Here is an 18,376-nt window from a genome sequence, read left to right as displayed (position 1 = left end):
CGCCTGCCGCTCCGCCGTTTCGACAACCCTAATTCGAACCCAGGAACGGACCTTGATTTATTCGATTCTCTCGATCTTTATCGGCGCGGGTCTCGGCGCGCTCTTGCGCTGGGCGCTGAGCCTCAGCTTGAACGCCATTCTGCCCGCGGTGCCGCTCGGTACGCTGGCATCCAATCTGATCGGCGCTTATCTGATCGGCGTCGCCGCCGTGTTCTTCACGGCCAAGGCGGGCCTGCCGCCCGAATGGCGGCTTTTTGTCATTACGGGGTTCATGGGCGGCTTGACGACGTTCTCGACTTTCTCCGTCGAGGTCGTGACGCTGATGGCCCAGAACGAGTTCGGCTGGGCCTTGATCGCCGCTGGCCTACACTTGTTGGGATCGTTCGCGCTGACCGGGTTCGGCATGTGGAGCGCGCGTGCCTGGCTCGTGAGCACGGCCGGCGCGTAAGACACCACGGTTGACGCTTGGCTTATTGCGCAAGCGAGCCTGCGAGCCGCTGGCGAACAGCGAGGAGAAGGCTGTCATGGAACATGTGCTCTTGCGGTTCTACGTCCACGAAAGCCATCGGTTGCACTGGAAGCCGTTCTGGGAATGGCTGCTTACCGAAGCGAGCAAGATGGGCATCGCAGGTGGCTCGGCGTTTCGCGCGATGGCAGGGTTCGGTGAGCATCACACGCTGCACGAGGATCGCTTCTTCGAATTGCAAGGCGCGTCGACGGTGGCCGTCGAATTCATCGTGACCGAAGGCGAAGCGGCACGTCTGATCGAGCGTGTCTCTCGGGAGAAGGTGCGCGCGCTTTATGCGCTGATTCCGGCGCGCTGGGGTGTCATCGGCGGGCAGCCGGACAAGTGAACGAGCGAGCGGGCGGCGAGCAATACGTCGCTGCCGCCAGCCGCTCGAATGTCAAATACCGAACAGCGTCAGCGATACGGCCGCACGCGTCACGACCATCAGCAGGATCTGCACGATCAAGAACAGCAGGATCGGCGACAGGTCGATGCCGCCGAGGTTCGGGATGATTCTACGCAGCGGGTTCAGGAACGGCGCGGTCAGCTGATAGAGGATCGGCATGGCCGGCGAGCGCGGATTGAGCCACGAGAGCAGCGCCATCAGGATCGTGAGCCAGATGACCAGGTTCAGCGCCCACTTGACGAGCGTCAGCAGCGCCACGAGGCCGATCACAGGCCCGACGGCGAGCGGGTCCACGCCCGCGATCGCCACCATCAGCACGACGTAGACGATTGCCGCGAGCAGCGCGGCGACCAGGCTCGCCCAATCGAGTCCGCGCACGTTGTGCAGCACGCGCCGCAGCGGCAGCACGAGCCAGTTCGTGGCCTGGAAGATGGCCGTCGAGACGGGGTTGTACGGAGGCAGACGCACGGTCTGCATCCACGCGCGCAGCAGCAACGCGGCGCCGAACAGCGTAAACAGGGTATTGAGCAGAAAACGGGCGATATCGCCGAACATCTTCGATCCTTTCCTTCTTGAGTTTCTCGTATGGCGCTTTCACGTCGAGCAGCGGCGCCACGCTGCGTAATGCTGTGCGCCGGCGTTAGGCGGCGGCTTCGACTTGGCCGAGGGTGTCGATTTCGCTGATGAAAATGGTGCCGTTGCCGCCGTCGGTGTAGTTCGGGATATCGCCGATCAATTCTTCGGCGACGGCCGGCGTGAAGACAGCGTAAAACGCGTCTACCGAGTCGAAGACGAAGTGGCCTGCCGCGACGAACGGCGGCTTCGTGTCGGGCGGCCCGCCGTTGATGCCGGCGTCGATCGACCAGCCGCGCAACGTGGCGCCGAAGCGCTTGGCCGCCAGCGGCATATGCACGTTGCGGTAATAGTCGAAGTCGAAGCGGCCGCCTTCGCGGTACGGATAGAGGATGCTGACTTTGATCATTGTTGGCGTTCTCGTCAGGGTTGCGGTCGTCGCGCCTTGGACCGTCCGTTCAGGGGCGCGCGCCGGTCGTCACCATATCACGGCTTACTTGTCGCTTGCACTGCTCGCAAGGACGCGCGCGAGCGTCGCCTCGACCGAGGCCTCGATCGCGTCGAGCGAGGCGGGCGGCGTGGGGCGCAAGCGCGCCAGGGCGACGGCGCGGCGCGTGAGCAGTGCGTAGAGCGCGGCATGGTCGCCGCCGAGCGCTTCGAAGCAGGCGAGCTGGCGGTGCAACAGATCGGCATCGCCGCGCGAGACGGGGCCGGCCAACGCACCGGGCAAACCTTTTTCGCGCGCTGCGTCGATCGTGCCGGCCAGCATCGGCAACAGCGCGCGCAGCGCTTGCGCTTCGTCGAGGCCAAGCCCGCGCCAGAGCGAGGCGGCTTCGGACAGCGCGCACAGCGCGAAGCTGGCCGCATAGTGGGCCGCGCCGTGATAGAGCATGCGCTGGTCGCCGGCGATCGTGAGCGGATGGCAGCCGAGCGCCTGGGCGAGCGCGACGAGCACGTCCTTGAGCGCGCCATCGGCTTCGATCGTCACGGAACAGCCGGCGATTCGTTCAAGATCGGCAGAACCGCCGCTGAACAAGTACAGTGGATGAAAACCGCCCGTCGACGCGCCTTGCTCGCGCGCGCGGGCCAGTACCTCGACGCTCGTCGCACCGCTACAGTGCACGAGCGCTTTTGTTGCCGGCGCGATAGCGCCGGCGTCATCGAAATGCAATGTGTTCGCGACCGTACCGATGCTGTCATCGGGAACGGCTAAAAAGACCACGTCGGCCGCCTCGACGACCTGCTGCGGGTCGTCGAGCGCGAGACACCCGTCGATGGTGGCGGCCAGCTCGCGCGCCGAGCCGCTCGAGCGGCTCGTGACCGCGACGACGGGGTAGTCCGCGCGGGCGAAGCCAAGCGCCAGGCAACGGGCGAGGCGGCCGGCCCCGATGAAGCCGAGACGCGGCGGGCGAGAAAGCGGCATGTGAAGACCTGTGAACGGCAAAAGAATCGCGGGGTGACGAAAACGTCACACCCAAGGCAAGGGCAAGTATCGCTCATCCGTTGCACGATCGGACGGTGCGCGGGATATGTCGATCACGTGCTGTTGCGCAACGGGGGTTCTTGCCGATTTTCGTCGATGCAAATCGGGCGTCGTATGAGGGGTATGGACGACGCGTGTTTTCAATGCGATGTCGAGGCGCTTGCCGCCGCACGTCTGAACGGCGCGCGGCTGGTGCGGCGCCGGGTGCAAGGAAAGGATTGGATCGTAGTCGCGGTTTCGTTCCTGTGTCGCAGTCTCGTAAGGAGGTCACGATGAGCGTCTTTTCCTATCGCAAGCACCTGAGATTTCTGAGCCGGTCGCAACGTCGCCTTTGGTGGGATCAGAAAAAGCGCCTGACACCGCGCGTGAAGATCAGCGGCGCCTACGTGCCGCCGAGCGTGACGCGCGAGTTCGCCTACGTGAAGGTCGGCTGACGCGCGGCGCGGCGACATCCCGGTTGGACGGCTTGGCCCGCCCGATCGCGATGCGGCACGAGGCTCGTGGCTGCCATGCCACGGGCCGGTTGCGCGCGTACCACGATTTTGTAATTAAACATTACCGATACGATCGGCCGTTTGATGCGCCGATCGGTAAAGCCGAACGTTTCCCGTCCTACGCGGGCCTGTGCCCGCTTTCCGCATCGCTCGGCCGCTCGTGTGCCGAGCGCGTCGATTGCAATTTGCAACAAATGGGTAAGCATTCCCCGATGCTTTTTCGATACATTTGAATCGCAAGTTGCAGGAGAGGTGACCCGAGGAATCGAGTGCCTGGCTGCAACGATCCGCCAGGGGAAACAAATGAAAAAGCTCGTCTTGTTGATGGCCGCCGCAACGCTCGGCGCGGGGTTTGCCGCGACGGCCCAAGCGCATGTGTCGGTAGGCATCGGCATCGGAATCCCAGTCGCGCCGGCCTATCCGGTCTACGCCGCGCCGCCGCCTGTCTATTACGCACCGCCACCGGTCGTCTATGCGCCGCCGCCGGTCGTGTATGGGCCGCCCGGAGTGGTCGTGGGCGGCTACTATGGTTATGGTCGCCCGTATTGGCACCATCACCGCGGCTACTACGGACGTCCTTACGGGCGTTACTGATCGATGCGCGCCTGACCCAGCAGGCGCCAGCCACGCCGGCCAAACGGCGCAACGCAGGCAACTCGCCGCGTTGCGCCGTTTTCGTTTGAGGCTGGGCGTGCTCGGTTCTTGAACTGAACTCGGCGGGGGTGACCGCTGGCGCCTCGCATCAGGCGGCGTGCAGGGCGGGATGGATGAGGTCGCGATAGCCGCCGACGATCACGGTGTACGCGAGATACGCGAAGAGCAGGGCGGACGCGACATGGCAGCCACGCAGCAGGCTCGCGCCTGCCCGCTTGCGGCCGTGGCTTGCGAGGCCGCACAGGAAGAGGGTCCATGCCAGGCCGCCCAGGAAGAAGCCGGCCAGAAACACCGGGGCCGCGTGCGTGCCCGTCGCCCCCGCCTTGGCGATCAGCGCGCCGCCGACGGCCGCGAACCACAGGATCGCCGACGGCGACGACATGGCGAGCACGATGCCACGCACGAAGCCGCGCGCCAGGCTGGCTTGCGGCAAGGCCTGCGACGAGGCGTCGCCGGCCGGGGCCGCCGGCGGAAACAGCGCCTCGCGCGCCATCTTCAAGGCTAGATAGAGCAGCATCGTCGAGCCGCCGAGCCATACGACCCAGCGGACGGCGTCGAAGTGCAGCAGGGCGGCCATGCCTGCGAGTGCGAGCGACACGTAGACGAGATCGCCGAAACACGAGCCGAGCCCGAGCCAGAAGCCGGGCTTGAAGCCGTGCGAGAGCGTCAGCGAGAGAATTGCCACGTTGACGATCCCGATATCGAGGCACAACGACAACGATAGAAAGAAGCCGTTCGACAAGGTCGACATCGAATGCATGCGGAGCCTGTTTTCTTTTTGGGTGGGTGGGGTTAGGGCCGGCTTGGTTCGAGCGCGAACGACATCTCGAGATGTCCGACCTCGAGGCCGACCGTGTTTCTGATCGGCGTGGCGCGAAACGCGTCGAGCTGCGCGCGCTGCGCCGCAGTGCCGACGTTCAGACGATGCAGCAGCTCGACGGCGATCGCGGTCACGATCGTGCCGATGCCGTCCTCGACTTTCACGGCGACGCCAATCGGGCCGCTTACACCGTTCACGCCATGTGCGCCGCCGCATACGCCGAACCCATAGCTGCCTTCTGCGCCGACCTTGCCGACCACCGCGCCGCCGAACGCGCTCATCAGCGCCGTGCAGAAGCGGCCGCTGCCAGCGACGAGGTGCGGGTGCGTCGTCATCGCGTGATGGATGCGTGCGAGCGCCGCTTGGCGTGGCGAGTCGAACGTGCCGCGCGCATTGGCGTCGGCCGCGTCGGCGAGCCTTGCGAACACGAGTGCGAGCCGATCGAGCGCGAAACTCGGCGTCGGCAGATTGCAGCCGTCGATGCCCCAGCGGATCGAGGTCTCGGGCAGATCGCACAGCTCGGCCAGCGTGTGCCGCACGCGTGCTTGCAGTGGATGGTCTGCGCGCTCGTAACCGGTCGTGCCCGCGCCGATCGCCTGGGCTGCCGCGAGCATGCCTGCGTGCTTGCCCGAGCAGTTGCTGCAGACGGGCGTCGGCGCGAAATCCCGCTTGATCCAGCTGCGGTAGACCGCGTCGGAGATCGGCGGATGGCCGCCGCAGCGCAAGTCCGTTTCACTCGCGTGGGCTTTGGCGAGCATGGCGCGCACGCGGTCGATGTGCACGTCTTCGCTGTTGTGCGAGGCGCACATCAGTGCGAGGTCGGCCTCGTCGAAGCCGAATTGCTCGAGCGCGCCCGTCTCGAGCACGGCGAGCGCCTGCGCGGGCTTGACGGCCGAGCGCGGCAGCGTGGCGCGGTGCGGATCGCCGAACGCATACAGCAAGCGCCCGGACGCATCGACGACCGCGATGTGCGCGATATGCGTGTTCTCGACGGCGGGGCCGCGATAGCTCGTGGCGGCGACAGGGCGGTCGGCGGTATTCATCGGGGCTCCTTTGTCGATCAGAGTTAGCGCTTTAGCGCTTACTCTGATCCCATGCTGAGGTCTGCCTGGAGTTGGCGCTTCAGCGCCTACTCCAGGCCCTCAGCGGTCGACCGGAGTTAGCGCTTTAGCGCTTACTCTAGCTAGTAAGAACGGCAGGTGCGCGCGGGAGGCGGTACTTATTTGCCCAGTCCGAGCTGCTCCCATAGCGTGTCGACGCGCGCTTTGACGGCCGCATCCATCTCGATGGGCCTACCCCATTCGCGGTCGGTCTCGCCGGGCCACTTGTTCGTCGCATCGAGGCCCATCTTCGAGCCGAGCCCCGCGACGGGCGAAGCGAAGTCGAGATAGTCGATCGGCGTGCGTTCGACGAGCACGGTGTCGCGCGCGGGATCGACGCGCGTCGTGATGGCCCAGATGACTTCCTTCCAGTCGCGCACGTCGACGTCCTCGTCGACGACCACGATGAACTTCGTATACATGAACTGGCGCAGAAAGCTCCACACGCCGAACATCACGCGCTTGGCGTGGCCGGGGTAGCTCTTCTTCATCTGCACGATCGCCATACGATAGCTGCACCCTTCGGGCGGCAGGTAGAAGTCGGTGATCTCGGGGAATTGCTTCTGCAGCAGCGGCACGAACACTTCGTTCAGCGCGACGCCGAGCACGGCCGGCTCATCGGGCGGCTTGCCCGTGTAGGTGGAGTGATAGACCGCATCGCGGCGCATCGTGATGCGCTCGACCGTGAACACCGGGAACCACTCCTGTTCGTTGTAGTAGCCCGTGTGATCGCCATACGGCCCTTCGAGCGCGTGCTCGTAGGTGGCGGTCGCGCCTTGCGTGGGGCGCGGCGGGGCACCGGCCGGCGCGGCGCCGGGTGCGCCGTCTTGCGGATAAATGAAACCCTCGAGGACGATTTCGGCCCGCGCCGGCACCTGCAGCGTGTCGACGCCCGGCGTCAGGCACTTCGCAAGCTCGGTGCGGGCGCCGCGCAGCAGGCCCGCGAACTGATATTCGGACAGCGTATCGGGCACCGGCGTGACGGCGCCGAGGACGGTTGCCGGATCGGCGCCGAGTACCACGGCGACCGGGTACGGCTGGCCCGGATGCTTGAGCGCGAATTCGCGGAAGTCGAGCGCGCCGCCGCGATGGGCGAGCCAGCGCATGATGAGCTTGTTGCGGCCGATCAGCTGCTGGCGGTAGATACCGAGGTTCTGACGCGTCTTGTTGGGCCCGCGCGTGACGGTGAGGCCCCACGTGACGAGCGGGCCCGCATCGCCGGGCCAGCAGGTCTGGATCGGCAGCTTCGCGAGGTCGACGTCGTCACCCTCCCAGACGATTTCCTGGCAAGGCGGAGCGCTGACCGTCTTGGGCGCCATGTCCCAGACGGCCTTGGCGAGCGACAGCAGCTTGCCGGCGTCCTTGAGGCCCTTGGGCGGCTCGGGTTCCTTCAGCGCTGACAGCAGCCGGCCCACGTCGCGCAGCGATTCGAGCGCCGCCCCGTCGCTGGCCGCGGCCGTGCCGTCGATGCCCATGCCGAGCGCGATGCGCCGGGCGGTGCCGAACAGGTTGCCGAGCACGGGAAAGCGGTAGCCGGGCGGGGCGTTGAAGAGCAGGGCCGGGCCGCCGGCACGCAGCACGCGGTCGCACAGCTCGGTCATTTCGAGCACGGGCGAGACGGGTTGCTCGATGCGGCGCAGCTCGCCGGCCGCTTCGAGGCGACCGATGAAGTCGCGCAAGTCTTTGTATTTCATGGATTTCGGGTTCGGGCCACCGCTTGTGCGGGGCATCTCGCTGGGCGACGCACGAGAGCGTCGGGGAGGCGTAACTGGCTGTCGATTTTACCGTGGGAGGGGCGCACTGTCGTTTGAACGACTGACCCTCAAAACGGCCCAAGACGCGCATGGCGCGCGGACTCTAGCCCGCCGAGACCGTTTCTTTATTACATTTTGTTATTCTTTTGCAATCTTATACCGTTGACGAACTATAAAACCGTGCATAGAATCCGTCCACGTTGGTTGCAGGGCCAACCGTTTTGAGTTCACTGCCCCCCGGTCCTTGACGCGACGCGCGTCACCGTATGCCACTCCTGCAGGGCACTTTTACGGCCAGATTTGTTGTCTTCGCCAGCGCACACGCTGGTTTTGCGTGAGAGCCACCGCGCTTCTGCCTGCTGGGTAGATCGCCGGTCCTTTTGCTCCGATGTGGCTCTCCACACGGTACGTTGCCGTGACAAACGGTACTTTGCCGTATCCCGGCGTCGCCGCGGCCCCAACCAAGGCTCGTGACGCCTTGGCCTTCGACCCGCGCCTCCTGGCGCCGTTTCACCGGTCGCAGGCCATGTTCGATGGGAGAACCGAATGAATACTTGGTTATCGTTGCGTTCCGATGATCGCCTCGCGCTCGCAGTCCGTGCAGCGTTGCGTCGTGGAACGCGTGTCAGCCACCATCTCTTCAGCGTCGTCGGCGCGTGCGCCGTAGTGGTTGCGCTCGCACTGTGGCTGTTGCCGACCGTGCGCGGCACGATTGCGGCCCGGCTGATGCCTGTGATCTACGCTGCGGTGCAAGCGGGCCCGGCGCGGCTCCTGAGCGGTCATCCGCTGCCCGCCTTCGGGCCGGCCAACGCCAACGCGAACGGCGATGAAGTGTCGGTGAGCGCGCAAGTGCCCGGCCCCGACAGCACTCGCTATGACGGTGCGTTCGACGGCAGCGGGGCGAGCGGCCTGACGACACTGACGGGTGTCACCGGCCTCGATGCGCATACCTCCTCGAGCCTCGAATTCCTCGCCAAGGCGGTATCGGCGCAGCGCGTGGCCCCCGATGCGCGCGACGACCGCGTGCTCGTGTCGGCACGCGAACAGGGGCTTGTCACGTCGTATATCGCGCGACGCTATCGCGTGGCGCAGGAACCGGTCGGCGAACTCGTGAAGGCGGCGTTCGACACGGGCCGTCAGGTCGGCCTCGATCCTCTGTTGCTGCTCTCCGTGATGGCGATCGAATCGGGCTTCAATCCGTATGCGGAAAGCGGGGTGGGCGCGAAGGGTCTCATGCAGGTCATGTCGAAGGTGCATTCGGACAAGTTCCGCTACTTCGGCGGCCAGACCGCGGCACTCGAGCCGGTCGCCAACATCACCGTCGGCGCGCTCGTGCTCAAGGATTGCATCGCACGTGGCGGCTCGCTTCCCGACGGCCTGCGTCTCTACAACGGTTCGACGTCACCCGATGACGGCGGCTACGGCGCCAAGGTGATGGCGGAACGCGGGCGCCTGCGTGACGTGGCGCGCGGCCGTGCTGTGCCGGTCAACGGGCCGCAAGCCCCGCATCAGGTCGTGGCCTCGACCAAGCGCGTGCAAGTGGCGCTTGCGAGCCCGAACCACTCGCTCGCGACGACCAAGACGAATGCGTCGACCTCGTCGGCACCGGCATCCGATGAATCGAGTGACAACGCGTCGCGGCATGGCGCGGCTGAGCTCGGCGCCTGATCGAAAAGCGCGCCGCGTCGGCAGCGAAATCGGTAGTGAGCGCCAAGAAGAAGGGCACCCTCGGGTGCCCTTTTTGTTTGCCTGCTCGGCGTGCGGCTCAATGACCGAAGAGCCGGCCAAGCCGGTCGACGGCTTCCTCGAGCTTTCCGTAGGCCGTCGCGTAGGACAGGCGGATATATTCGCGCGGCGCGTGGACGCCGAAGTCCATGCCCGGAACGAGCACCACGCCGGCGTCATGCAGCATCGCCTTGGTGAGCGCATCGCTGTCGTGCGCCGCCAGGTGTGCCACATCACGGCAGTTGGCGTAGACGTAGAACGCGCCGTCGGGCACGACCGGCACCGAGAAACCGAGCGTCTGCAAGGCCGGCACGATGTAGTCGCGACGACGCTTGAATTCGAGGCGGCGTGCCTCGTAGATCGCGAGCGTGGCGGGCTCGAAGCAAGCGAGCGCCGCATGCTGCGCGACGGCCGAGGCGCAAATGAACAGGTTCTGCGCCAGCTTTTCGAACGCGCCGATCATCGCGGGCGGCACGACGAGCCAGCCGAGCCGCCAGCCCGTCATGTTGAAGTATTTCGAGAAGCTGTTGACCGTGACGACGTCGTCGCCGAACGATAGCGCCGAGACCGGTTTTGCGTCGTACGACAGCCCTTGGTAGATCTCGTCGACGATCGTGAAGCCGCCGCGTGCGCGCACCGCTTCGATGATGCGTTCGAGCTCGGCAGGCTCGATCGAGGTGCCGGTGGGGTTCGACGGCGAGGCGAGCAGGACGCCACGCGTCCTGTCGTTCCAGCGCTCTTCGATGTCGCCGGCCGTCAGCTGAAACCGCGCGGCCGGGCCGCTGGGCACGAGCACGGGCTTGCCTTCCGCGGCGGCCACGAAGTGACGGTTGCACGGATAGCATGGATCCGGCATCAGCACCTCGTCGTCGCGGTCGACGAGCGCCGCGCAGGCGAGCAGCAGCGCTGCCGAGGCGCCGGCCGTGATCACGATGCGCGCCGGATCGATGTTCAAGCCGTGCACCTGCGCATAGTGCGCGGCGATGGCCTCGCGCAGCGGCGCGATACCGAGCGCGCCGGTGTATTGCGTGGTGCCGCGCCGCAGCGCATCGGCCGCCGCTTCGATCACCCGTTCGGGCGCCGTGAAGTCGGGCTCCCCGATGCCGAGCCGAATGATGTCGCGCCCCGCGCGCTCGAGCGCTGCCGCCTCCTTCGACATTTCCATGACGTGGAAGGGGGCGATCGCGTCGACGCGCGACGCGAGTCTGACGAGCGGTTCGGCGACGAGGTTCATGCGGAGATCCGGACAGTGACGTGATTCACAAAAACCGGCGGCCGCGCAGTGCGCGTGCCGCTCGAACTGCTTCAGCGATTGCCGCGTGCCGCCTGTGCTTCGGTGGCGCGCAGCGTGACGGCGAGCTTGTCGAGCACGCCGTTCACGTACTTGTAGCCATCCGAGCCGCCGAACGTCTTGGCGAGCTCGACGGCTTCGTTGATGACGACGCGATACGGAATGTCGAGGTGATGCTTGAACTCGTACGCAGCCACGAGCAGCACCGCGCGCTCGACCGGCGACAACTGCTCGATCGGACGGTCGAGGCACGGTGCGAGATCGACCGACAACACGCCCGCATCGCGGATGACGCCATGCAGCAGCGCGTCGAGGTGTTCCTTGTCGGCCTTGTCGTAGCCTTGTGCGCCGCGCAACTGCGCGTCGATTTCACCGGCGGGCGCGCCCGACAGCAGCCACTGATACAGCCCCTGCGTGGCAAGTTCACGGGAGCGTCGGCGGGCGCTTTTCATGCCTCGTCCTCTTCTTCGCCTTCTTCTTCATCTTCGTCGTCGCCGCCGAGTTGCTCGAGCGCCACCGACAGGTTGGCCATTTCGACAGCCACGCGTGCGGCGTCGCGGCCCTTTTCGGTCATGCGTGCGACGGCTTGCTCGTCGGTGTCGGTCGTCAGCACGGCGTTGGCCACCGGAATACCGAAGTCCAGACCGATGCGCGTGATGCCGGCGCCGCTTTCGTTCGACACGAGCTCGAAGTGGTACGTCTCGCCGCGGATCACGGCGCCGAGCGCGATCAGCGCGTCGAACTGGCCGCTTTCGGCGAGCTTTTGCAGCGCGAGCGGAATCTCGAGCGCGCCGGGCACCGTCACGAGCAGCACGTCTTCACCCGCGACGCCAAGGCGTTCGAGTTCCTCGATGCATGCATCGGCCAGGCCGTTGCAGACGGGCTCGTTGAAGCGCGATTGAACGATGCCGACGCGCAGGCCGTCACCGTCGAGGTTCGGTTGGTATTGTCCGATTTCCATAAGGAGGTCCGTAGTGAATGGGTAGGGGCGCGTGTCGCCGCTGGCGGCAACGGCCGATTATGCGCTTGGCGCGGCCGCGGCGCCCGGCATCGGCACGAAGCCCGTAACTTCGAGCCCGTAGCCGGACATGCTGCCGAGGCGACGCGGGTTCGACAACACCTGCATCTTGCCGACGCCGAGTTCGCGCAGGATCTGCGCGCCGATGCCGTACGTCTTGAAGTCGACGGGGCGGCGCTTGAGCTCGGCGGCTTTGTCCTTTTCGTCGAATGCCTTGAAGACGTCGACCAGATGTTCTTTCGAGTCGCTGCAATTGAGCATGACGATGACGCCCAGGTCGCGCGCGGCGATTTCCTTCATCGCGGCGTCGAGCGTCCACGAATGCGTCGAGGTGCCGACTTCGAGCAGATCGAGCACCGACAGCGGTTCGTGCACGCGCACGGGCGTGTCCTGCTCGGGCGAGGGCGTGCCGCGCACGAGCGCGAGATGCGGCGCGCCGCTCGGCTGATCCTGGTACAGCACCGCACGGAACGGGCCGTGCGCCGTTTGCATGGTGCGCTCGGCCACACGCGTCACGATCGATTCGGTCCGGCTGCGATAGTGGATCAGATCGGCGATCGTGCCGAGCTTGAGCCCGTGTTCGGCGGCGAACGTCATCAGATCGGGCAGGCGAGCCATCGTGCCGTCGTCCTTGATGACCTCGCAGATGACCGCTGCGGGCGTGAGCCCGGCGAGCGCCGTGAGGTCGCAGCCGGCTTCGGTATGGCCCGCGCGGACCAGCACGCCGCCCGGCTGGGCCATGATCGGAAACACGTGGCCCGGCTGCACGATGTGCTCGGCGCGCGCGTCGTGCGCGACGGCCGTCGCGATCGTGCGGGCGCGATCGGCTGCCGAAATGCCGGTCGTCACGCCTTCGGCCGCTTCGATGCTGACCGTGAAAGCCGTGCCGTACTGAGTGCCGTTCCGGTGCGTCATGAGCGGCAGGTTCAGCAGTTTGCAGCGCTCTTGCGTGAGCGTGAGGCAAACCAGGCCGCGGCCGTAGCGCGCCATGAAATTGATCGCTTCCGGCGTGACGAAGTCGGCGGCGAGGACGAGGTCGCCCTCGTTTTCGCGATCCTCTTCGTCGACGAGGATCACCATTCGGCCGGCCTTCAATTCGGCGATGATCTCGGGAGTGGAGGCGAGGGTCATGTCGATGAGCTTGTTCGGGAAAGCGCGTATTTTACGCCACCCGGGGCGACACGTTTCCGTCGAGTGAGTGGCAATGCGAAAACGGGTTCCGGAAAATTCGTCGAAACCGGCTTGAATGGGATGCCAGTCTGCCGGTACGGCCCGTTGCCTGGGCAAAGTCTGCTTGCCGATGCCACGCGCGACATGCGCAAGGAATATCCCCTGATAAAATTCCCGGGTCTTCGGCGCCAAGGCGCCAACAATAACAAGGCCAATACAGCATGCAACGATCAACACGGGGAATCATTCGACGCGGGTTCACCCGAGCGATCCATTCGGGGGTAGGCCTCGGATTGGGTTTCGCATTCGCGCTGTCCGGATGCGGTCCGGGCAACTCGCCAGCGCTCTCTTCGTCGGCTCTGCTGGCATCCTCGCCAGCGTCGGCATCTCCGCCGACGCCCGCATCCTCGCCTGCGGTACCGTCCGCACCCATGGCGTTTGCAGTCGGGGGCACCGTGTCGGGCATGGCTGCCGGCGTATCCGTCACGCTGCAAAACAACGGCGGCGACTCGCTGAAGGTTGCCGCCAACGGTGCCTTCGTCTTCCCGACGCACATTGCCACCGATGCGCCTTATTCGGTCAGCGTCGGCAACCAGCCGGCCGGCGAGACTTGCACGGTGACAAATGGCGCCGGCGTTGCCACGGCCAGCGTGACGACCATCGCGGTGAACTGTGTGCCCGCCGAGTTCGTGGCCTTGTCGAACGCAGGGGATGGGACCCTATACATCTATCGCGTCGATCCCACGACCGGCGCGCTGGCACAGGTCCCCGGCAGTCCGTTTCTCGGTGGGCCCGGACTGGGCGGCGTCACGTTCTCGCCGTCCGGAAGCGCTGTCTATGTTGCGGGTTCGAATGACAGCACGCTGCGCGCTTTCAACATGAATCCGTCGACGGGGACGCTATCGGCGATTGCGGGCAGCCCGTTCACGACCGACCCCGTGCAGCCTTCGATCGCCCTCGACCCGACCGGACGTTATCTGTTCAGCCTGTCGGTCAATAACAGCAACCTGTCGGACTTCGGTCTCGACGCGACGACCGGCGCGCTCGCGCCGAGCCCGATCAGTGCCGTGTCGACAGGATTTTCTCCGACTTCCGTGGTCGTTCACCCGACGGGAAAGTTCGTCTACGCTTCGAGCGTCAGCAGCGGCAACATCTCCGCGTTCAACATCAACTCCGGTTCTGGCGTGCTGACCGCGATCGCCGGCAGTCCGTTTTCCACGAGCGCCCCTATCAGCCTCTCGATCGATCCGGCCGGCAAATTTCTGTATGCGCCGAGCCTGACCGCTAATGCCGTGGCCATCTTTTCGATCGACTCCTCGACCGGCGCGCTTTCGTCAGCCGGCCAGGTGGCGACGGGGTCGATGCCGAACGATGTTGCGCTGACGCCTTCGGGCCGGTTCGCCTACGTCGTCAACGCGGGCGCCAGTTCGGTGCAGCCTTACAGCGTGAACAGCACGACTGGCCAGCTCACGCCGATAGGCAGCGCGGTAGTGGTCAACGTCAGCCCCGAAATCGCCGTCGTCGATCCGTCCGGGAAATTTCTCTATCTCACCACGTTGGGCTCGAACGGAGCCGCGGCATTCCAGGGATTCAGCATCGATCCTTCGAGCGGGAGCTTGACGCCGATCGCGGGCAGCCCATTCCCCCTGGGCAAAGTGCCGAATGGCCTTGCCGTCGTCAGGCTTGGGCCTTGACGATGCGCTGAACAGGCGCGGGCCTGAGCCCGCGTCTGGTAGTAAAAATATAATAATTTCAATGAGTTATGGGCGCGCGGGTAGGGTGGGCGTGGCCTACACTTAAACTGAACCGCGTCGGCTTGCACTTAGCCGCGCCGCCAAATGGGGTCGCACCTACCTCACAAGCCGACAGGCATCGAAGGCAAGCTTCGCACGGTCGTGTTCGGCGGCGACCGATGATTTCGTATCGTCTCCGGGTATGTTTCAACGGCTAACCACCACGGGGGCGGTTTTATGACTAGTCAATTCTCCAACCCGGCACCGCTTGGTCTCGCCGGGTTTGCATTCACGACCTGGATGCTGAGCATGGTGAACGCGGGCTGGTACAGCGCAGATGCATTGGGGCTCGTGCTGGCACTGGCGTTCGCCTTCGGCGGCACGGCGCAGATGATCGCGGGGGTGATGGAATTTCCTCGCGGCAATACGCTGGGCACGGTCGCGTTCCTCAGTTACGGCGCATTCTGGTGGTCCTTTGCGCTGTTCGCCGCGCTCCTGGGCAGCAAGGTGCCCGAGTCGTTCGTCGGCTGGTACCTGTTCGTATGGGGCGTATTTACGTTCTACATGTGGATCGCCTCGCTGCACACGAGCACGTCGGTGCAGCTGGTATTCCTGTCGCTGTGGATCACGTTCCTGCTGCTCGCCGTCGGCGCATGGGCAGGCTCGACCATTGCCACGCAAATCGGCGGCTACGCCGGTTTGGTGACGGCCATCTTGGCGTTCTATGCATCCGCGGCCATGGTAATCAACGAAAGCCTCGGACATACCGTCCTTCCGATGCATGACTACGCGCAAGCCCATCCACGGGCGGCTTAGTCACGCGGTGCCGGCCGCCGACGTGCATTGAGCGCGCCGGCTCGTCGGCCCCGCGGTGCTCCAATCTGAAGGAGGAAATCATGTCTGAGCATCGAGTCTTTCCGGTGCCGGCCACCTGGGCCGCGAAAGCCTGGGCCGACTCGGCCCGCTACGAGGCGATGTATCGCCGTTCAGTGGAAGACCCGGAGGGCTTTTGGGGCGAGCAAGGCAAGCGGCTCGACTGGATCAAGCCTTACACCCACGTGAAGGACGTCTCGTTTGCGAGCCAGGACTTGCACATCCGCTGGTTCTACGATGGGACGCTGAACGCCTGCAGCAACTGCCTCGATCGTCATCTGGCCACGCGACGCGACCAACGAGCCATCATCTGGGAAGGCGACGATCCGAGCGTCGAGCGGACCTTGACCTATGGCGAACTGCACATCGAGGTCTGCAAGTTCGCCAACGTCCTCAAAACCCTGGGCGTCAAGCGTGGCGACCGCGTCACGATCTACATGCCGATGATTCCCGAGATTGCCGTCGCCATGCTGGCGTGCGCGCGCATCGGCGCGATCCATTCGGTGGTGTTCGGCGGTTTCTCGCCCGAAGCGCTCGCCAATCGCATTCAGGACTGCGACTCCGGCATCCTCATCACCGCCGATGAAGGCGTGCGAGGTGGTCGGACCATCCCGCTTAAAGCGAGTGCCGACAAGGCGATGGAGAAGTGTCCAAAGGTGGACAGGTGCGTGGTCGTCAAACGCACCGGCGGCAAGGTCGACTGGCGCGACGGCCGCGATCATTGGTATGAAGACCTGATGAGTCGAAGCTCGACCGAGTGTGCGCCGGAGGAAATGAACGCCGAGGACCCGCTCTATATCCTCTATACCTCTGGCTCGACCGGCAAGCCCAAGGGAGTCGTGCACACTACCGGCGGCTATCTGACGTACGTCACGCTGACGCACCAATACGTCTTCGACTATCACGACGGCGACATCTACTGGTGCACGGCCGACGTCGGCTGGGTGACGGGGCATAGCTACATCATCTACGGGCCGTTGGCCAACGGCGCCACGACGGTGATGTTCGAGGGCATGCCGAACTATCCGGATAGCTCACGCTACTGGCAGGTGTGCGACAAGCATCAGGTGCGGATCATCTATACCGCACCGACCGCCATCCGCGCATTGATGCGCGATGGGGACGCGCCGGTGAAAAAGACATCGCGCCAATCGCTACGGCTGCTCGGTACCGTGGGCGAGCCGATCAATCCGGCGGCCTGGCTTTGGTACTACGAGGTCGTAGGTGAACAGCGCTGCCCGGTGGTCGACACCTGGTGGCAGACCGAAACAGGCGGCATCATGATCGCACCGCTGCCGGGTGCGATGACGCTCAAACCGGGGGCGGCCACCCGTCCGTTCTTTGGCATACGTCCGGCGCTCGTCGACGAAGACGGTCATGTGATCGAAGGCGCAGGGGCCGGCAGCCTGTGCATGCTCGATTCGTGGCCGGGTCAAATGCGGTATGTCTATGGCGATCCGGATCGCATGCGGCAAACCTATTTCGACCAATTCGAAGGGAAGTACTACACGGGCGATGGATGCTATCGCGACGCGGACGGCGACTATTGGATCACCGGCCGGATCGATGATGTCATCAACGTGTCGGGGCATCGCTTGGGCACTGCCGAAGTGGAAAGCGCGCTGGTGCTGCATCCCAACGTCGCGGAAGCCGCCGTGGTCGGGTATCCGCACACGCTCAAGGGCCAAGGCATCTACGCCTACGTCACGCTGAAAGTCGGCATCAAGCCGAGCGACGCGCTGCGTCAGGAACTGACGGAGTTCGTGCGCAAGGAAATTGGCCCGATTGCGAACCCGGATGTCATCCAGTGGGCACCCAGCCTGCCCAAGACGCGGTCCGGCAAGATCATGCGCCGCATCTTGCGCAAGATCGCCGCCGGCGATTATGAGAACTTGGGCGATGTCTCCACCTTGGCCGATCCGAGGGTGGTGGAAGACTTGGTCAATGAGCGCAAGGCGCTTTGATTTTGGAGCGGACGGCGAACGACGAAAACGGCGCGCGGTCGAGCCAACCCCGATCGCTCGCCGGCCGGCTTCAGGTGTCGCGGTGAATAGGGAAGGGCAAGCGATGGCTTCGTCCGATCGCCGTAGTGCCATCAGATGTGCCATCGCATCGCAGTGTCCGTAGTGAGACGCAGATGGACGCAAATACCCTGTCGCTCACCATTTGCCAAACAATCTGTCGAGGGCCGAGATGATTTCGTCTTGCCGATGTATCAGCGAAGTTATCGGCTTGATCAGTGCGCTCCGCGGAATCGCAGCGAGCATCGGGGTATCGAGCATGCACTCGACACCCTCGATCACGAATAGGGGAATCAGGTCAGGTGGGATAGGAACAGGGGCGATTCGGTCCAGCCGGCGTAGCGGGATGACCACCCGCGTTGCCAATCCGGACAAGTGATTTCCCTGGACTTCAACGACGTACGGTGTCCCTTGGTGCTGGCCAGGGTTAGGGAATACGTCGAAACGAGCCATCAGAACGTCCGGTACTGAGCGAGTGGCAGGCCATCACGCTCAACCATCTCGTTATAGGCGTGGACAAAGTCCGCGTACTTGATGGCCCATTGGCGATCCTTTTCCGCCTGAACCGCCTGCCGGAGTGCCCGCTCGCAAGTCTGCGAGAAGTTGATCCCGAGCTCCTTCGCGTCTTTGTAGACGTCCTCGGGCAGGCTGATGTTGGTGGCACGACGTGAAGTGCTGGACTCAGTAGCAAGTCGGCGCATGGTTGCCCCTTGTGTTGAGGAATATGCGCATCCTATCCAACATAAAATTATG

The 18,376-nt window shown here is 64.8% G+C and carries 20 protein-coding genes; 8 read left to right on the top strand and 12 right to left on the bottom strand.

Translation table 11 applies throughout. The features are described 5' to 3' along the window. Nucleotides 1-52: 52 nt before the first annotated feature. Both crcB and D7S89_RS06950 read left to right on the top strand, forming a co-directional pair. Nucleotides 53-448, top strand: coding sequence for a fluoride efflux transporter CrcB (gene crcB, locus D7S89_RS06955; protein WP_121276901.1), 396 nt, complete (start codon nucleotides 53-55; stop codon nucleotides 446-448). Between the two features lie 76 nt (nucleotides 449-524). Then, nucleotides 525-854 carry a DUF190 domain-containing protein gene (locus tag D7S89_RS06950; RefSeq protein WP_121277335.1) on the top strand — a complete coding sequence of 110 codons (330 nt, stop codon included), beginning with the start codon at nucleotides 525-527 and terminating at the stop codon, nucleotides 852-854. 51 nt (nucleotides 855-905) lie between these two features. Here the strand turns inward: D7S89_RS06950 and D7S89_RS06945 are convergent, their stop codons facing one another. The 3 genes from D7S89_RS06945 to D7S89_RS06935 form a co-directional block, all read right to left on the bottom strand. After that, entirely contained in the window at nucleotides 906-1,469 is a 564-nt protein-coding gene (locus tag D7S89_RS06945; RefSeq protein ID WP_121276900.1) for a YggT family protein, read from the bottom strand. Nucleotides 1,470-1,554: 85 nt separating this feature from the next. After that, nucleotides 1,555-1,896, bottom strand: a complete 342-nt coding sequence (locus D7S89_RS06940) for an EthD family reductase (RefSeq protein ID WP_121276899.1) — start codon at nucleotides 1,894-1,896, stop codon at nucleotides 1,555-1,557. Nucleotides 1,897-1,980: 84 nt separating this feature from the next. Then, nucleotides 1,981-2,910 (bottom strand): Rossmann-like and DUF2520 domain-containing protein, encoded by a 930-nt coding sequence (locus D7S89_RS06935; protein ID WP_121276898.1) that lies wholly within the window; start codon nucleotides 2,908-2,910, stop codon nucleotides 1,981-1,983. A gap of 332 nt (nucleotides 2,911-3,242) precedes the next feature. Here D7S89_RS06935 and D7S89_RS27380 point away from each other — a divergent pair, with 332 nt between their 5' ends. Both D7S89_RS27380 and D7S89_RS06925 read left to right on the top strand, forming a co-directional pair. After that, nucleotides 3,243-3,404 (top strand): hypothetical protein, encoded by a 162-nt coding sequence (locus D7S89_RS27380; RefSeq protein ID WP_183085113.1) that lies wholly within the window; start codon nucleotides 3,243-3,245, stop codon nucleotides 3,402-3,404. A 363-nt stretch (nucleotides 3,405-3,767) separates the two neighbouring features. Next, nucleotides 3,768-4,058, top strand: coding sequence for a hypothetical protein (locus D7S89_RS06925; RefSeq protein ID WP_121276896.1), 291 nt, complete (start codon nucleotides 3,768-3,770; stop codon nucleotides 4,056-4,058). Nucleotides 4,059-4,206: 148 nt separating this feature from the next. Here the strand turns inward: D7S89_RS06925 and D7S89_RS06920 are convergent, their stop codons facing one another. From D7S89_RS06920 to D7S89_RS06910, 3 genes are all read right to left on the bottom strand, one after another. Continuing rightward, a complete protein-coding gene (locus tag D7S89_RS06920; protein ID WP_121276895.1) occupies nucleotides 4,207-4,878 on the bottom strand; it encodes a LysE family translocator in 672 nt (223 codons plus the stop codon). A 32-nt stretch (nucleotides 4,879-4,910) separates the two neighbouring features. Continuing rightward, complete coding sequence (locus tag D7S89_RS06915) at nucleotides 4,911-5,981, bottom strand: asparaginase (RefSeq protein ID WP_121276894.1); 1,071 nt, start codon at nucleotides 5,979-5,981, stop codon at nucleotides 4,911-4,913. A gap of 176 nt (nucleotides 5,982-6,157) precedes the next feature. Then, nucleotides 6,158-7,732 (bottom strand): UbiD family decarboxylase, encoded by a 1,575-nt coding sequence (locus D7S89_RS06910; protein ID WP_121276893.1) that lies wholly within the window; start codon nucleotides 7,730-7,732, stop codon nucleotides 6,158-6,160. Between the two features lie 606 nt (nucleotides 7,733-8,338). Here D7S89_RS06910 and D7S89_RS06905 point away from each other — a divergent pair. After that, complete coding sequence (locus tag D7S89_RS06905; protein ID WP_121276892.1) at nucleotides 8,339-9,460, top strand: transglycosylase SLT domain-containing protein; 1,122 nt, start codon at nucleotides 8,339-8,341, stop codon at nucleotides 9,458-9,460. A gap of 97 nt (nucleotides 9,461-9,557) precedes the next feature. Here the strand turns inward: D7S89_RS06905 and D7S89_RS06900 are convergent, their stop codons facing one another. From D7S89_RS06900 to ribBA, 4 genes are all read right to left on the bottom strand, one after another. Next, the gene (locus D7S89_RS06900; RefSeq protein ID WP_121276891.1) at nucleotides 9,558-10,751 is read right to left on the bottom strand and encodes a pyridoxal phosphate-dependent aminotransferase; all 1,194 of its coding nucleotides are present in this window, start codon (nucleotides 10,749-10,751) and stop codon (nucleotides 9,558-9,560) included. Nucleotides 10,752-10,822: 71 nt separating this feature from the next. Continuing rightward, nucleotides 10,823-11,260, bottom strand: coding sequence for a transcription antitermination factor NusB (nusB, locus tag D7S89_RS06895; protein WP_121276890.1), 438 nt, complete (start codon nucleotides 11,258-11,260; stop codon nucleotides 10,823-10,825). Beyond that, a complete protein-coding gene (ribH, locus tag D7S89_RS06890; RefSeq protein ID WP_121276889.1) occupies nucleotides 11,257-11,769 on the bottom strand; it encodes a 6,7-dimethyl-8-ribityllumazine synthase in 513 nt (170 codons plus the stop codon). Before ribH ends, nusB begins: the two co-directional genes overlap by 4 nt. 57 nt (nucleotides 11,770-11,826) lie before the next feature. Further along, complete coding sequence (ribBA, locus tag D7S89_RS06885; RefSeq protein ID WP_121276888.1) at nucleotides 11,827-12,957, bottom strand: bifunctional 3,4-dihydroxy-2-butanone-4-phosphate synthase/GTP cyclohydrolase II; 1,131 nt, start codon at nucleotides 12,955-12,957, stop codon at nucleotides 11,827-11,829. 470 nt (nucleotides 12,958-13,427) lie between these two features. Between ribBA and D7S89_RS06880 the strand changes: the two genes are divergently transcribed. The 3 genes from D7S89_RS06880 to acs all read left to right on the top strand — a co-directional run bounded on the left by D7S89_RS06880 (nucleotide 13,428) and on the right by acs (nucleotide 17,566). Next, nucleotides 13,428-14,690 (top strand): lactonase family protein, encoded by a 1,263-nt coding sequence (locus D7S89_RS06880; protein ID WP_183085112.1) that lies wholly within the window; start codon nucleotides 13,428-13,430, stop codon nucleotides 14,688-14,690. A 276-nt stretch (nucleotides 14,691-14,966) separates the two neighbouring features. Then, complete coding sequence (locus D7S89_RS06875) at nucleotides 14,967-15,545, top strand: acetate uptake transporter (RefSeq protein ID WP_121276885.1); 579 nt, start codon at nucleotides 14,967-14,969, stop codon at nucleotides 15,543-15,545. A gap of 80 nt (nucleotides 15,546-15,625) precedes the next feature. Beyond that, complete coding sequence (acs, locus tag D7S89_RS06870) at nucleotides 15,626-17,566, top strand: acetate--CoA ligase (protein ID WP_121276883.1); 1,941 nt, start codon at nucleotides 15,626-15,628, stop codon at nucleotides 17,564-17,566. Between the two features lie 195 nt (nucleotides 17,567-17,761). On the opposite strand, the gene D7S89_RS06865 is transcribed toward acs, so the two are convergent. Both D7S89_RS06865 and D7S89_RS06860 read right to left on the bottom strand, forming a co-directional pair. Continuing rightward, nucleotides 17,762-18,076, bottom strand: coding sequence for a CcdB family protein (locus tag D7S89_RS06865; RefSeq protein ID WP_121276881.1), 315 nt, complete (start codon nucleotides 18,074-18,076; stop codon nucleotides 17,762-17,764). Next, the gene (locus tag D7S89_RS06860) at nucleotides 18,076-18,324 is read right to left on the bottom strand and encodes a type II toxin-antitoxin system CcdA family antitoxin (protein ID WP_121276879.1); all 249 of its coding nucleotides are present in this window, start codon (nucleotides 18,322-18,324) and stop codon (nucleotides 18,076-18,078) included. Before D7S89_RS06860 ends, D7S89_RS06865 begins: the two co-directional genes overlap by 1 nt. Nucleotides 18,325-18,376: the final 52 nt, after the last annotated feature.

The sequence above is a fragment of the Trinickia fusca genome (assembly GCF_003628145.1).
Lineage (GTDB): Bacteria > Pseudomonadota > Gammaproteobacteria > Burkholderiales > Burkholderiaceae > Trinickia > Trinickia fusca.
The sequence above is the reverse complement of the archived record's forward strand: the minus strand, read 5'-3'. Positions and strand labels throughout refer to the sequence as shown.

Bases quoted from the DNA above. Each gene is read 5' to 3' on its own strand.
- D7S89_RS06940 (WP_121276899.1), bottom strand. From the start codon at position 1,896: ATGATCAAAGTCAGCATCCTCTATCCGTACCGCGAAGGCGGCCGCTTC.
- D7S89_RS06935 (WP_121276898.1), bottom strand. From the start codon at position 2,910: ATGCCGCTTTCTCGCCCGCCGCGTCTCGGCTTCATCGGGGCCGGCCGC.
- nusB (WP_121276890.1), bottom strand. From the start codon at position 11,260: ATGAAAAGCGCCCGCCGACGCTCCCGTGAACTTGCCACGCAGGGGCTG.
- D7S89_RS06915 (WP_121276894.1), bottom strand. From the start codon at position 5,981: ATGAATACCGCCGACCGCCCTGTCGCCGCCACGAGCTATCGCGGCCCC.
- D7S89_RS27380 (WP_183085113.1), top strand. From the start codon at position 3,243: ATGAGCGTCTTTTCCTATCGCAAGCACCTGAGATTTCTGAGCCGGTCG.
- D7S89_RS06860 (WP_121276879.1), bottom strand. From the start codon at position 18,324: ATGCGCCGACTTGCTACTGAGTCCAGCACTTCACGTCGTGCCACCAAC.
- D7S89_RS06925 (WP_121276896.1), top strand. From the start codon at position 3,768: ATGAAAAAGCTCGTCTTGTTGATGGCCGCCGCAACGCTCGGCGCGGGG.
- D7S89_RS06920 (WP_121276895.1), bottom strand. From the start codon at position 4,878: ATGCATTCGATGTCGACCTTGTCGAACGGCTTCTTTCTATCGTTGTCG.
- ribBA (WP_121276888.1), bottom strand. From the start codon at position 12,957: ATGACCCTCGCCTCCACTCCCGAGATCATCGCCGAATTGAAGGCCGGC.
- acs (WP_121276883.1), top strand. From the start codon at position 15,626: ATGTCTGAGCATCGAGTCTTTCCGGTGCCGGCCACCTGGGCCGCGAAA.
- D7S89_RS06900 (WP_121276891.1), bottom strand. From the start codon at position 10,751: ATGAACCTCGTCGCCGAACCGCTCGTCAGACTCGCGTCGCGCGTCGAC.
- D7S89_RS06905 (WP_121276892.1), top strand. From the start codon at position 8,339: ATGAATACTTGGTTATCGTTGCGTTCCGATGATCGCCTCGCGCTCGCA.
- D7S89_RS06880 (WP_183085112.1), top strand. From the start codon at position 13,428: ATGGCGTTTGCAGTCGGGGGCACCGTGTCGGGCATGGCTGCCGGCGTA.
- D7S89_RS06875 (WP_121276885.1), top strand. From the start codon at position 14,967: ATGACTAGTCAATTCTCCAACCCGGCACCGCTTGGTCTCGCCGGGTTT.
- D7S89_RS06865 (WP_121276881.1), bottom strand. From the start codon at position 18,076: ATGGCTCGTTTCGACGTATTCCCTAACCCTGGCCAGCACCAAGGGACA.
- D7S89_RS06910 (WP_121276893.1), bottom strand. From the start codon at position 7,732: ATGAAATACAAAGACTTGCGCGACTTCATCGGTCGCCTCGAAGCGGCC.
- D7S89_RS06945 (WP_121276900.1), bottom strand. From the start codon at position 1,469: ATGTTCGGCGATATCGCCCGTTTTCTGCTCAATACCCTGTTTACGCTG.
- ribH (WP_121276889.1), bottom strand. From the start codon at position 11,769: ATGGAAATCGGACAATACCAACCGAACCTCGACGGTGACGGCCTGCGC.
- D7S89_RS06950 (WP_121277335.1), top strand. From the start codon at position 525: ATGGAACATGTGCTCTTGCGGTTCTACGTCCACGAAAGCCATCGGTTG.